Source organism: Metabacillus sp. YM-086 (assembly GCF_048059995.1).
In the GTDB taxonomy this organism is placed as follows: domain Bacteria; phylum Bacillota; class Bacilli; order Bacillales; family Bacillaceae; genus Metabacillus; species Metabacillus litoralis_B.
In genome coordinates this window covers 73,146-85,132 of the sequence record NZ_JBLUOI010000012.1, presented here as the reverse complement: position 1 = coordinate 85,132, position 11,987 = coordinate 73,146, and the positions used below count along the sequence as shown (strand labels likewise).

At 36.9% G+C, this 11,987-nt stretch carries 16 protein-coding genes; all 16 read right to left on the bottom strand.

What is annotated here, in order from left to right:
- Nucleotides 1-80 precede the first annotated feature (80 nt).
- The 16 genes from folD to ACEWK1_RS07785 all read right to left on the bottom strand — a co-directional run bounded on the left by folD (nucleotide 81) and on the right by ACEWK1_RS07785 (nucleotide 11,984).
- Nucleotides 81-938: a bifunctional methylenetetrahydrofolate dehydrogenase/methenyltetrahydrofolate cyclohydrolase FolD gene (gene folD, locus ACEWK1_RS07860; protein WP_121662733.1), complete on the bottom strand. Its 858-nt coding sequence runs from the start codon at nucleotides 936-938 to the stop codon at nucleotides 81-83.
- A 27-nt stretch (nucleotides 939-965) separates the two neighbouring features.
- A complete protein-coding gene (gene nusB / locus ACEWK1_RS07855) occupies nucleotides 966-1,358 on the bottom strand; it encodes a transcription antitermination factor NusB (protein ID WP_121662734.1) in 393 nt (130 codons plus the stop codon).
- A gap of 428 nt (nucleotides 1,359-1,786) precedes the next feature.
- A complete protein-coding gene (locus tag ACEWK1_RS07850) occupies nucleotides 1,787-2,197 on the bottom strand; it encodes an Asp23/Gls24 family envelope stress response protein (protein ID WP_162987411.1) in 411 nt (136 codons plus the stop codon).
- Nucleotides 2,198-2,219: 22 nt separating this feature from the next.
- Complete coding sequence (accC, locus tag ACEWK1_RS07845; RefSeq protein ID WP_121662735.1) at nucleotides 2,220-3,572, bottom strand: acetyl-CoA carboxylase biotin carboxylase subunit; 1,353 nt, start codon at nucleotides 3,570-3,572, stop codon at nucleotides 2,220-2,222.
- A gap of 12 nt (nucleotides 3,573-3,584) precedes the next feature.
- Complete coding sequence (gene accB, locus ACEWK1_RS07840) at nucleotides 3,585-4,082, bottom strand: acetyl-CoA carboxylase biotin carboxyl carrier protein (RefSeq protein WP_121662736.1); 498 nt, start codon at nucleotides 4,080-4,082, stop codon at nucleotides 3,585-3,587.
- A 271-nt stretch (nucleotides 4,083-4,353) separates the two neighbouring features.
- The gene (locus tag ACEWK1_RS07835) at nucleotides 4,354-5,016 is read right to left on the bottom strand and encodes a SpoIIIAH-like family protein (RefSeq protein ID WP_269671072.1); all 663 of its coding nucleotides are present in this window, start codon (nucleotides 5,014-5,016) and stop codon (nucleotides 4,354-4,356) included.
- Nucleotides 5,017-5,676: a stage III sporulation protein AG gene (gene spoIIIAG / locus ACEWK1_RS07830; RefSeq protein ID WP_121662737.1), complete on the bottom strand. Its 660-nt coding sequence runs from the start codon at nucleotides 5,674-5,676 to the stop codon at nucleotides 5,017-5,019.
- Entirely contained in the window at nucleotides 5,669-6,319 is a 651-nt protein-coding gene (spoIIIAF, locus tag ACEWK1_RS07825; RefSeq protein ID WP_121662738.1) for a stage III sporulation protein AF, read from the bottom strand. The genes spoIIIAG and spoIIIAF overlap by 8 nt, the downstream gene beginning before the upstream one ends.
- 14 nt (nucleotides 6,320-6,333) lie before the next feature.
- Complete coding sequence (gene spoIIIAE / locus ACEWK1_RS07820; RefSeq protein ID WP_121662739.1) at nucleotides 6,334-7,539, bottom strand: stage III sporulation protein AE; 1,206 nt, start codon at nucleotides 7,537-7,539, stop codon at nucleotides 6,334-6,336.
- A gap of 134 nt (nucleotides 7,540-7,673) precedes the next feature.
- On the bottom strand, nucleotides 7,674-8,066 hold the full coding sequence (gene spoIIIAD, locus ACEWK1_RS07815; protein ID WP_176551010.1) for a stage III sporulation protein AD: 393 nt from the start codon (nucleotides 8,064-8,066) through the stop codon (nucleotides 7,674-7,676).
- A gap of 14 nt (nucleotides 8,067-8,080) precedes the next feature.
- Nucleotides 8,081-8,287: a stage III sporulation protein AC gene (spoIIIAC, locus tag ACEWK1_RS07810; RefSeq protein ID WP_026558844.1), complete on the bottom strand. Its 207-nt coding sequence runs from the start codon at nucleotides 8,285-8,287 to the stop codon at nucleotides 8,081-8,083.
- A 23-nt stretch (nucleotides 8,288-8,310) separates the two neighbouring features.
- The gene (spoIIIAB, locus tag ACEWK1_RS07805; protein ID WP_098796024.1) at nucleotides 8,311-8,826 is read right to left on the bottom strand and encodes a stage III sporulation protein SpoIIIAB; all 516 of its coding nucleotides are present in this window, start codon (nucleotides 8,824-8,826) and stop codon (nucleotides 8,311-8,313) included.
- Nucleotides 8,823-9,743, bottom strand: a complete 921-nt coding sequence (gene spoIIIAA, locus ACEWK1_RS07800; RefSeq protein ID WP_251398239.1) for a stage III sporulation protein AA — start codon at nucleotides 9,741-9,743, stop codon at nucleotides 8,823-8,825. The genes spoIIIAB and spoIIIAA overlap by 4 nt, the downstream gene beginning before the upstream one ends.
- Before the next feature lie 98 nt (nucleotides 9,744-9,841).
- The gene (locus ACEWK1_RS07795; protein WP_121662741.1) at nucleotides 9,842-10,123 is read right to left on the bottom strand and encodes a YqhV family protein; all 282 of its coding nucleotides are present in this window, start codon (nucleotides 10,121-10,123) and stop codon (nucleotides 9,842-9,844) included.
- Nucleotides 10,124-10,280: 157 nt separating this feature from the next.
- The gene (gene efp, locus ACEWK1_RS07790) at nucleotides 10,281-10,838 is read right to left on the bottom strand and encodes an elongation factor P (protein ID WP_121662742.1); all 558 of its coding nucleotides are present in this window, start codon (nucleotides 10,836-10,838) and stop codon (nucleotides 10,281-10,283) included.
- An 84-nt stretch (nucleotides 10,839-10,922) separates the two neighbouring features.
- Complete coding sequence (locus tag ACEWK1_RS07785) at nucleotides 10,923-11,984, bottom strand: M24 family metallopeptidase (protein ID WP_251398236.1); 1,062 nt, start codon at nucleotides 11,982-11,984, stop codon at nucleotides 10,923-10,925.
- Nucleotides 11,985-11,987 lie beyond the last annotated feature (3 nt).

Sequence of the window (11,987 nt, the reverse complement as noted above, 5' to 3'; positions counted from 1 at the left end):
CCCTTAACAAAAAAATTGAAGGAAGGACAGAATATGAAGTTCCATTCTGCCCTTTTTTTGAATTTCTTATTATAAGTTTCTTATTTCGTTTCCAGAACTTGCTTGGCAGATTGAACAGTGTTATGCGCAAGCATAGTAATCGTCATTGGGCCTACTCCACCTGGAACCGGAGTTAGATAACTTGCAACTTCTTTTGCTTCTTCGAAAACAACGTCCCCTACTAATTTTCCAGTTTCAAGGCGATTAACACCAACATCAATGACAACCGCACCGGGTTTAATTTGGTCGCCTTTTATAAAATTAGCTCGTCCAACAGCGGCCACCAAAATATCTGCTTCCTTTGTATAGGATGTCAAATCTTTTGTTTTTGAATGACAATAAGTTACTGTTGCATGTTCATTTAATAAAAGTTGTCCCACAGGTTTTCCGACAATATTACTTCTTCCAACAACAACCACGTTTTTACCAGCCATTTCTACGCCAACCGATTTTATCATTTCTACAATACCAGCAGGTGTACATGGTAAAAATGTTTCTTGCCCTGTCATCATGCGACCGATATTAATTGGGTGGAAGCCATCAACATCTTTTTGAGGTGAAATTTTCTCTACAACAGCTGTTTCATTGATATGTACCGGAAGCGGAAGCTGAACTAAAATACCATGATATTCATCATTATTGTTATAGCTTTCGATCACATCTAGCAGCTCTTTTTCCGAAAGACTTTCAGGGAAATGTTCCAATTTAAACCCTACACCAATTTCCTCAGCTGCCTTTTGCTTTCCTCTAATATAAGAGAGTGATGCTGGATTGTCCCCTACTAAAATAACAACAAGTTTCGGTAGCACACCTTTTGCTTTAATTTGTTCTACCTCAACAGCCAACTCACTTCTTTTTGTTTTAGATAACTCTTTACCATCAATTATTGTTGCAGCCATTCCTTATTCCTCCTCAATTATCCCTAATTAAATCTGTAAATTTTGTTTAATTTTAGAAAGAACACCATTAACAAACTTGCTAGAATGATCATCCCCAAACGCTTTTGCAAGTTCCACTGCTTCATCAATTGTCACATTAGCAGGAACATCTTGTTCATATTTTAGCTCATAGGCAGCCATACGAAGAATGGTTTTATCTATGTTTGCCAAGCGATCAATTGTCCAGTTTACTAGATGCGGACTTATTAGCTCATCAAGCTCTTTTTCATGCTCAATTGTTCCGAAAACAAGTTGATTCATAAATTCATTAGAACGTTCTTCATCTAAAGCATGTTCTATTGCTTCATTGGGATCTGTATTACTTACATTCACTTGAAAAAGCGCTTGAAGGGCCTTTTCTCTTGCTGTTCTTCGTTTCATCCTTTACTTGCTCCTTTAATGTTAAAAAATGTCGAATGTCATAATGTGATCATAACATATCTCACAAACATATTCATTCAGAAATCACCTGTTTTTTAGGAATACCCGAATGAAAAGGCTTTTTTTATAAAAAACATTCGTTGTTTTAAATTTGATGTTTCCTTTTCCATTACTGTTTAAAACTATAATCTATTCAATTAGGTAAAAGCATTCAGGTTGATAAGAATATTGCTCTATTATCAATATAACCAGTCATAAAGATTCTATAATCACCTGATACGGTTTCATGTAAGAAATACCTGACTCAAACCAGTTATTTGTCTATACAAACATCCAGTCAACCCTACCATCTTATCATACAAAAAAAGAAACCAAAGGAAGATCCTTTGGCTCACAGACACATATATCTTTAATAGAAGTATGAAATGTTACATTTCTTGATCTACTTCTACCTCATTTGTTTTTGTCTCAAATTGGACACCAACAACGTGAATATTGACTTCATTCACCTCTAAAGCTGTCATATTTAACAACGCTTGGCGGATATTGTCTTGAATTTTTTGAGCAACAGTTGGAATAGAAACTCCGAAGATCATGACACAGTAAACTTCGATAATAATTCCTTCTTCAGTTAAATCAACTTTTACACCTTTTCCGTGATTTTTCTTTCCAAGTCTCTCAACAACACCTGCAGCAAAATTACCACGCATTGATGCTACTCCTTCAATTTCTGAAGCCGCAATACCTGCAATGACTTCAATTACCTCAGGAGCAATCTCGACCTTACCTAAACCGTTGTTTTCAGGATTCATCTCTAAAACATTATTAGTATCTTTCAAGAATCAGCACCTCCGTGTAATTTTATGACTCCATAACCTTATGCAATTCTAAGAATTTCGTATTAAAATCTCCACTTACAAACTTTTCATGCTCAAGCAGTCTCAAATGGAATGGAATGGTTGTCGATATTCCCTCAATTACAAATTCACTCAAAGCACGCTTCATTCGAGAAATTGCTTCTTCTCTAGTTGCACCGTAAGTAATAAGTTTCGCAATCATTGAATCATAATACGGTGGAATAGAGTAACCAGGGTAGACCGCTGAGTCCACTCTAACACCCAAACCACCCGGCGGCAAGTACATCTGAATCTTACCAGGTGACGGCATGAAGTTCTTTTCAGGATTTTCTGCGTTAATACGACATTCAATTGACCACCCATTAAACGTAACTTCATCTTGTGTAACTGATAATTTTTCACCAGAAGCAACTTTAATTTGTTCTTTTATTAAGTCAATTCCTGTTACCATTTCTGTTACTGGGTGCTCCACCTGAATACGCGTATTCATTTCCATAAAGTAAAACTTCTTGTTCACATGATCAAAAATAAACTCGACTGTTCCTGCACCAGTATAAGCAACAGCTTCTGCCGCTTTTACGGCTGCATCACCCATTTCTGCTCGAATTTCTTCAGTTAGCGCAGGAGATGGTGTTTCTTCAATTAATTTCTGAAGTCTTCTTTGGATTGAGCAATCACGCTCTCCTAAGTGGATTGTATTGCCATGGCTATCTGCTAACACCTGGATTTCAACATGGCGGAAATCTTCAATGTACTTTTCGATATATACACCTGGATTCCCGAATGCTGTAGCAGCTTCTTGTTGGGTAATTTCGATTCCTTTTACTAAAGCTTGCTCATCTTTTGCAACACGAATCCCTTTTCCGCCACCGCCAGCTGTCGCTTTAATTATAACAGGATATCCCATTTCATTTGCTAGTTTTTTGGCATCATCAATGCTTTCAATAATACCTCTTGAACCTGGAACAATCGGAACTCCAGCCTCACGCATTGTCTCACGCGCAACATCTTTTGTTCCCATTTTCGAGATTGCTTCTGCACTTGGTCCGATAAAAGTGATGTTTACTTCTTTACAGAGCTCTGCAAAATCAGCATTTTCAGCTAAGAATCCATATCCAGGATGAATAGCATCACTTTCAGTAAGCTTTGCTACACTAATAATATTTGTAAAGTTTAAGTAGCTGTCCTTTGAAGCAGTTGGTCCGATACAATATGCTTCATCAGCAAGCTGTACATGCAAAGCTTCACGGTCTGCTTCGGAAAATACAGCTACGGTTTCAATCTCAAGCTCTTTGCATGCACGAATAATTCGAACAGCTATTTCTCCTCGATTTGCAATTAGTATTTTCTTAATCATATTATATGCTCCTTATTCAGGCTTAACTAAGAATAAAGGTTGACCATATTCAACTAGTTGTCCATTCTCTGCTAGTATTTCGACGATCTCACCCTTTACTTCAGCTTCGATTTCATTAAAGAGTTTCATCGCTTCTACAATACATACAACAGTGTCATTCGTCACCTTTGAACCAACTGATACATAATTTCCTGCTTCAGGTGAAGAAGCTGCATAGAATGTTCCTACCATTGGAGAAGTGATCTTATGTAAGTTTGATGTGTCAGCTTTAGTCTCTTCTGTTTTTGGTGCAGAAGCCTCTTGAACAGGCTGTTGAGTTGGGACAGGTTGTGGTTGTGTAGACACTGCTTCCACTGGTGGAGCGGCTACTACATTTCTTACAACTGTTTCAACTTCCTGTGATTGCTTTTTCATTTTTATTTTGGAACCATCTTGTTCAAATGTAAATTCATTAATAGAAGATTGATCAATTAATTTAATCATTTCTCTTATTTCTTGTATTTTTAGCATGCTTAGGCACCCCTTTAATTCATTGATCATGCGTAGTACATGATCTGCTAATTTATAATCTAGTACTAAAACTTAGTCCCATAATACCATCTTACAGTACATGTGAGAAGAAATTCAACAATAATTCTACCCATTTCTTTTCGTTTCTACCGGTAATAAGTAGATTTATTTTAGTATAGTGCTATATTTAATCGTTTCTAAAAACAGAATAAGATGGTAAAAAGGTTAGCCCTATCATTTTAGGGCTAACCTTTTTGGTTATTTTTAAAAATTATTTATCTCTTACTGGTTGGAAGGTAACAATAACATCTTCCATGTTTTCCATTTCATCTCTTACTAGTAGCATGATTTCATTTGCAGCTGTTTTACTATGCTCTTCTGCTTTAATCGTAATTTTCACATCATTTCCTTCAGCACGTACTAGCGCATCGTCAAAGCCTTTTGATTTGATTAAAGTTTCTAAAAGCATTTCTTTACGCGCTGCATCATTTAAAGCTTCCATCTCGTCATAAGCATCACTTTTTTCTTCCGCTGACGCGTCATTGCTAGCTACAATAGCTTGCAATTGCTCTTTCATTTCATTACGTTGATCATCTAATTGCAAACGTAATTCTGTGAATAACTCATCACTAGAAACACTAGAGATTACTGTTCCATCTTCTAACTCTTCTGTTTGAACATCAGCTTCTTCTCCTGCTTCTGTGCCTTCGCCTTCAGTTGCTTCACCCTCAGTATTTTCACCTTCAGTTCCTTCTTCTGCAGGTTGCTCTTCGGCAGCTTCTTCAGCTGTTGCATTTTCACTAACTTCTTGATCTTCTCCTGTCATTACGATATTACTTGTTCCACCTTCAGGAGATGTTACATAATAAACTGATAATACCACCACTAAACTTAACATTGTTAATAACCAAACCGTTTGTTTTTTCAACATCATCTATTCATCCTCCTTCATTTTTTTCGATGCTACAGCTACTCGATGACTAGGTACTCCTAACACCCGTGTAACTGACTCTACTATTGTTTTTTTTATATGAATGTTGTCAGCACCCTCGGCAACAATTAGAACCCCACGAATTTCCGGCTTTTGTGTTTGAACAATAATTGGAGTCTCTTTTTCACCATCCTGGATGATGACAACTTGTTCATCTATTGATTGATCTTCCACTTCTCGTTTCCCACCTTCACGATCCGTTTCTGTTGTTGTTTGGCTTTGGGAAACGCTGTTTTTTTCAATTATTTTCTTTGCTGTTGAATCAACATTTACAACAACATGTACATTTCCTACACCTGAGACTGTTTCAAGCACTTCTTTTAATTGGTTTTCGTATTCAGCCTCATAATCAGAGATGGAGCCAGTCGTATCACCCTTTGCCTGCTTAAACACTTCTGTACTTTCAGCTTCCTCAGTACTAGATGTGACCGGTAGTGCATTTTGTACTGAATCCTCACTACCTGTAAAAAGATTACTAAACAGCATGAATGCTACGCCTAGCACGAATACGAGAATAAAATAATGATATTTTGATGGTTTTTTAGAATCTGATTGACCAAGCATTGACTTTAGCTTATCAATGAAGCTTTCTTTATTACTCATTTAATGACTCCTCCCCCCTTTCCAAGTCAATTGAGATTTTTTCTTCTTCAACTTCCCAAATTTCAGCCAATGATGCTACCATTTTTGATAGTTGATTTTCATCAACTAGTTCTTCTTTTACTAATTCACTTGTAGTATCTATGGATACAGGCTGAACAACTTCAACCGCCCCATCCTCTGCCGCTTCTTTTGCTACATTTGGTTTTAATATGACCTGAATATGTTGCAAGTCTTTTTGAGAATTGATTTCTTCTACTTGTTTGTTTTCGGAAAGGTGGATCGTATCAATCATGACATCATAACTTTGCACCAGCTCCTCTTCTGCCATCGTTTTCATTTGGACAGCCATTTGTTTTAAAATATATGCACGTTGTGAGGCTTGTATTTCTTTTTTCTGAAATTCTATTAAATTTTTTCCATTTTCACCTTCTGAAGAAGCTTGCAATCTAAATTCACTCAAAACCTCATTCATATCAGCAGAAAATATTTTAAAGATTGGGTTAATAATGACAATGATTAGCAATAAACTGATAACCATCTTTGCATATTTCTGCATAGATGAATTTGGTAGAAGCAAGTCAATGACAACAGCCAGTAAAATAAACACGATAATATTGGTAATCCATTCTGTTAAAAATGACATCCTAGATTCCTCCTTTATCGCATCATCATCGTTAGATTTCCTGCTGCAATGATCACCGTTAAGCTCAAGAAAAACATAAGAGAAACGATTGCCAATGCTGCAAAGATATAAATAACACTTTTACTAATAATATCTAAACAGGTAATAACTGGGCCTCCGCCAAGCGGCTGAAGGATAGATGCAGCAAATTTATAAATAAAGGCTAGAGATAATACTTTAATCGCTGGAAATGCGGCAATAACTAAGAGAATCGCTACCCCGATTACACCCACTGTATTCTTTAATAAAACTGAAGCACTGATTACTGTATCAGTTGCATCAGTAAACATCCGACCTAGTACTGGTATAAAGTTTCCAGTAATAAACTTTGCTGTACGAATGGTGATTCCATCTGACACAGCTGCAGATGCCCCTTGGACGGATATCACCCCAAGAAAAATGGTTAGAAATGAAGCAAGTAAACCGATGCTTATATTTCTTAGCAGTCCTGCTAGCTGAGTTACTTTATATTGATCTGTTAACGTACTAACAATACTTAATAAAGCCGATAAGAACAGAAGCGGTAAGACTACATTTTGGATTAATAATCCGCTAGTGTTCATTAAAAAAATAATTACTGGATGGAAAAATGCCGCTGAAATGATTCCCCCTGATGAAGCCATTAAGGCTAATAACAACGGTATAAGAGCTAAAATAAAATTTGTCATTGACTCTATCGCATTGGTTGTATATTCAATCGCAACATGAAAACTGTTCAGTGCAATAATAATTAACACCATGTATACCAATGCGTATGCCACTTTACTTACTGTACTTTGGTTAAAAGCATTTTGTAGTAATTGAAGCAGCATACTAAAAATGGTTAATAATATTAATGTGCCTAGCAGCTTTCCATTAGCAATTAATTCATGAAACAAAAACTTGAGAAATGCCTTCATCCATTCTTGAAAGGAAAGCTCTTTTTCCCCACTTAAAAATTGAAGTAAGCTCCCTTTCTGACTTTCTGGTAAAAACCCCCCGTATTCCGTCATCACCGCATCCCAATAGGATTTAATGTCGGTGACATCAAGTTTCTCAACCTGTTCATTTACAAATGTTTCTGTGTTCAATTCCATTCCCGGATCTTCGGTTTCCTGAGGTGCTGTCGTGGAGGCTTGTACACTTATTGGGATCGCAAGAAAAATAGAAAGAAAGAGTAAGATATTAAGAAATGCTCTCATTCATACACCTCCACTAAAACATGTCAAATAGAGTATTAATTGTTGTGATTTACTAGTTGATTCTTGATTGTTTCCTACTGCCTGAGAGGTCAGAGATGAGTGATTAGGGCGCTTTAGCCCTATAACAGGTAAAATTAAGTTCCAGGTATCATCCCAAGGACTGTTTCAATAATGACCGTTAAAATTGGAATCGCCATTGTTAATATGAGAATCTTCCCTCCTAATTCAATCTTAGAAGCGATGGCACCTTGTCCAGCATCTTTCGTGATCTGTGCACCAAATTCTGCGATATAAGCAATTCCAATGATTTTTAAAATAGTTTCCACATAAATGAGATTCACATTTGCGTTAAATGCAATTCGTTCTACCATCCGAACGATTTCATACACCTGATCTATCAAAAACAGAAAAATAACACAGCCGACAAACACAACAAGCATAAAAGCGAAGGTCGGCTTTTGTTCTTTTACGATCAGTGCAAGAAAGGTTGCAATTAGCCCTAGTCCTACGATTTGAATAATTTCGATAGTGGCCGCCCCCCTTACCCTTGGAAAAGAAAGACAGATTTTATCTTCTTGAATAGATCATCTACTATAGATGCAACCATGAATAAGATATAAATAAAGCCAATGAGTGTAACCCATTGTGCGTATTCTTTTTTTCCCATTTGATCTAAAATTGTGTGGAGAAATGCAACGACGATTCCTATCCCGGCAATTTGAAAGATCGTGTTAATATCTACACCCACCTAAAGACGACTCCCTTCCACTTCTACATCAATAAAATGACTAATAATAACCCTGATAATACACCCAAGCTTTTCACCATTTTTTCATAGCGATTTTGACGGTCAATTGCATCTGCTTCTTCCCTTTCTAAATGAGAAAGCGCTAACTTTATATGCTTCTGCTGTGAAACACGATCATGCTGTCCTAAAGTTTCCCCAAATTGCTTTAGGACTTCGTACTCTCCTTGCTTAAACGCTGTAAAACGCCAAATTTCTTGAAGACTCTCCTCCCAAGCCCCTTTGACACTTGTATGACCCTTAACCAGCTTTTTAGCAAACTGTTCAAAAAACCATGATAACGGCTTAGGCAGCTGCTTTGAGATATTTTGGGACGCAACAATAAGAGAGGTATGGCCGTACATAATTTCTGCCTCCAGTGATTGTAATGCAACCTTAAGCTGCCTTAGTTGCCGCGTCCTTTGACTCAAGTGCTTTGCCGCTTCAAAACCCACCCAGGTTGTTGCAATGACAATGAGGATCGCACCTACCCATTTGATCATTTATGTAACACTTCCTTTTTTAGTAAGTGTTGACCATGATTGTTTACTATTTGTTGAACCGTTCCTGGGCCATCCCTTCTAGTTAGCTCTACATAACGATCAAAGACGTTGGCTTCAAATAACGCTTTTAAGCTTGGCCGATTCAACAACTCACTTGCACGGTATCCATGTACCGTTACAAATAATTGAACTCCCGCATGAACAGCCTCCATTACAGCTTCTGCATCCTCTAACGTACCAATTTCATCAACAACTAACACATCAGGACTCATTGACCTGATCATCATCATCATTCCTTCAGCCTTTGGACAAGCATCAAGAACATCCACACGTTCACCTAATTGATGCTGTGGAACACCCTTTACACACCCGGCAATTTCCGATCTTTCATCAACAATTCCTACTTTTTTGGATTCAATTTGTTGATATCCACTACTAATTAAGCGAGCAAAATCTCTTAATAGAGTCGTTTTTCCTGTTTGAGGAGGGCCAATAATTAATGTGTTCAACCATTTTTGTTGATAAAGATAGGGAATATATTTCTCAGCGATACCTATCTTTTCTTTTGCGATTCGGATATTAAACGAAGTTACATCACGAATGGCTTTGACTCGTCCATTTTCTGTAATGACTCGTCCTGATAAACCAACACGATGTCCCCCGCGGACGGTAATATAACCCTTTTTTAATTCATCCTCTAATGTGTAAATGGAGTAATGACTAAGCTCATTTAATAGATTGATTGAATCCTCATAGGTTGTGTTATAAGAAAGAAAGACAGGCTTTCCAGCAATAATCACTTCAACTCTTTTCATAACACGTATTCGGATTTCTTCTATTCGAGACAGACTTGCAGGGTGAAGCTTCACAAGTTCTTTACTAATCGATTCCGGAAGCATTTCTATCATTTCCTTCATACCGCTTCCTCCTATTAACCTATTCGTTACTCTAATGTATGCAGGCTTGACCATAATCATTACTTATTTACATAATGTTTTGTAGGAAGTAGACACGTTCACTTATAGATTCCAAATAAGATAAAGAACACCCCAAGACCAATAAATAATAATTTGGCATAAGATAATTGATCAGCAATGTGAAAGATTCCAATCGTCATTGTTACAATAAAAATGACTGGACCTACAATTGCTAACAAAGAATTGATCGTAACAGCCTTCTTTACATCATTAAAGAGAAGCATTAATATCGCAGCTGTAAGTTCAATTGAAGCAGATAAAAACCTCAGTCCAGCCATTGTCATAACAGTAGAATCAATGTGAGAGAATAATCGTTTCATGTTGTCCTCCTAAAACACAGTTTGTACAACATATGCTGCAAAGAGAAAAATTAGACAGAAAAAAAATCGGGCGGTGCCAGTGCACCACCCGATTTTCTTTGTTTCACAAAAAAAGAGATGCATACTCTGCACCTCTTTTCCCTACTATTAACTTAATTTATGCACGCGAAACATAAGAAGCTTCAGTTGTGTTAATGATTAAACGATCACCTTGGTTGATAAAGAACGGAACTTGAACTGTTAAACCAGTTTCTAGAGTAGCTGGTTTAGTTCCACCAGAAGCAGTGTCTCCTTTAATACCAGGTTCTGTTTCTGTTACTTCTAATTCAACTGAATTTGGTAATTCCACCCCTAGAGTTTCTGTACCAAACATTACAATTTGAACTTCCATATTTTCTTTTAAAAATTTTAATTCATACTCAATTTGAGTAGAGTTTAATTCAATTTGGTCATATGTTTCTGTATCCATAAAAGCATGTTGGTCGCCATTTGCATATAAATATTGCATTCTGCGTGTTTCAATTTGCGCTTTTGCTACTTTTTCACCCGCACGGAATGTTTTTTCTTGAACAGCACCTGTACGTAAGTTACGTAATTTTGAGCGAACAAACGCTGCTCCTTTTCCAGGTTTAACGTGCTGGAAATCCATTACACGCCAAATGCCGTTATCTACCTCAATTGTTAAACCTGTGCGAAAATCATTTACTGAAATCATTAAAAAAATCCTCCTAGTGATATATAAATAAGGAATGGTAAACGAATATTTACATCATTCTTTTATATAAAAAGATGTTTCCTATTATAAAATAATAAGATCTTTCGGTGAATGAGTTAAAGACTCATTTCCTTTTTCCGTGATTACTGTATCATCTTCAATTCTTACTCCACCAAGGCCGGCTACATAGATTCCCGGTTCAACCGTGACAACCATTCCTTGCTCAAGAACTGTATCCGATTTAAAGGAAAGGGCTGGACCTTCATGAACCTCCATACCAAGACCATGTCCGGTAGAATGACCAAAGTACTCCCCGTATCCTTGCTCTTTTATGTAGTCACGTGTTAAGGCATCTGCTTGTTTACCAGTTAAACCTGGCTTAATGCCGTTCATGCCCCGTAATTGAGCCTCTAGAACAATCGAATAAATTTTCTTTAACTCGTCACTTGGTTCACCTACTGCAAACGTTCTAGTAATATCTGAACAGTATCCTTTGTAGTATGCACCAAAGTCAAGTGTTACAAAATCACCTTTTTCAATTTCCTTTTCACTCGCTACACCATGAGGTAAGGCCGAGCGATATCCTGAGGCTACAATGATGTCAAAAGATGATGAAACAGCTCCGTTTTTTCTCATGAAAAATTCAAGCTCATTTGCCACATCAATTTCTTTTAACCCTGGTTTTATGTAAGTTAAAATGTGTTTATAAGCCGCATCCGCTATTTCAGCAGCTTCCTTTAATATCTTAATCTCTGCTGGTGACTTAATCAAGCGTAACTTTTCCACAGCACCTGAAACTGGAATAAATTCACTGCTCTTTAATGCTTCTTTGTATGAAGAAAATAATTGATAAGTTAAAGAATCCTGTTCAAAACCAAGTCGTTTTATACCTAGCTTTTCAACTTGATCAGCTACCTCCTCAATAATTGGGCCAGTATGCTGAACAATTTCAAAGCCTTCGATTTCCTTTGCTGCTTGCTCTGTATAACGGAAGTCTGTTATAAAAACTGCTTTGTCTTCAGAAATGACAACCACACCAGCCGTACCTGTAAAGCCAGTCATATATCTTCTATTATAACTGCTCGTTATTAAAAGACCATCAATTGATAATTCTTTAAAACGTTGACGAATTTTTTCAAGTTTCATATT

Coding starts and splice junctions, on each gene's coding strand:
- folD (WP_121662733.1), bottom strand. CDS start 938: ATGGCTGCAACAATAATTGATGGTAAAGAGTTATCTAAAACAAAAAGA.
- efp (WP_121662742.1), bottom strand. CDS start 10,838: ATGATTTCAGTAAATGATTTTCGCACAGGTTTAACAATTGAGGTAGAT.
- spoIIIAE (WP_121662739.1), bottom strand. CDS start 7,539: ATGAGAGCATTTCTTAATATCTTACTCTTTCTTTCTATTTTTCTTGCG.
- spoIIIAF (WP_121662738.1), bottom strand. CDS start 6,319: ATGTCATTTTTAACAGAATGGATTACCAATATTATCGTGTTTATTTTA.
- accC (WP_121662735.1), bottom strand. CDS start 3,572: ATGATTAAGAAAATACTAATTGCAAATCGAGGAGAAATAGCTGTTCGA.
- ACEWK1_RS07795 (WP_121662741.1), bottom strand. CDS start 10,123: ATGAAACGATTATTCTCTCACATTGATTCTACTGTTATGACAATGGCT.
- spoIIIAA (WP_251398239.1), bottom strand. CDS start 9,743: ATGAAGGAAATGATAGAAATGCTTCCGGAATCGATTAGTAAAGAACTT.
- nusB (WP_121662734.1), bottom strand. CDS start 1,358: ATGAAACGAAGAACAGCAAGAGAAAAGGCCCTTCAAGCGCTTTTTCAA.
- spoIIIAG (WP_121662737.1), bottom strand. CDS start 5,676: ATGAGTAATAAAGAAAGCTTCATTGATAAGCTAAAGTCAATGCTTGGT.
- ACEWK1_RS07835 (WP_269671072.1), bottom strand. CDS start 5,016: ATGATGTTGAAAAAACAAACGGTTTGGTTATTAACAATGTTAAGTTTA.
- accB (WP_121662736.1), bottom strand. CDS start 4,082: ATGCTAAAAATACAAGAAATAAGAGAAATGATTAAATTAATTGATCAA.
- spoIIIAB (WP_098796024.1), bottom strand. CDS start 8,826: ATGATCAAATGGGTAGGTGCGATCCTCATTGTCATTGCAACAACCTGG.
- ACEWK1_RS07785 (WP_251398236.1), bottom strand. CDS start 11,984: ATGAAACTTGAAAAAATTCGTCAACGTTTTAAAGAATTATCAATTGAT.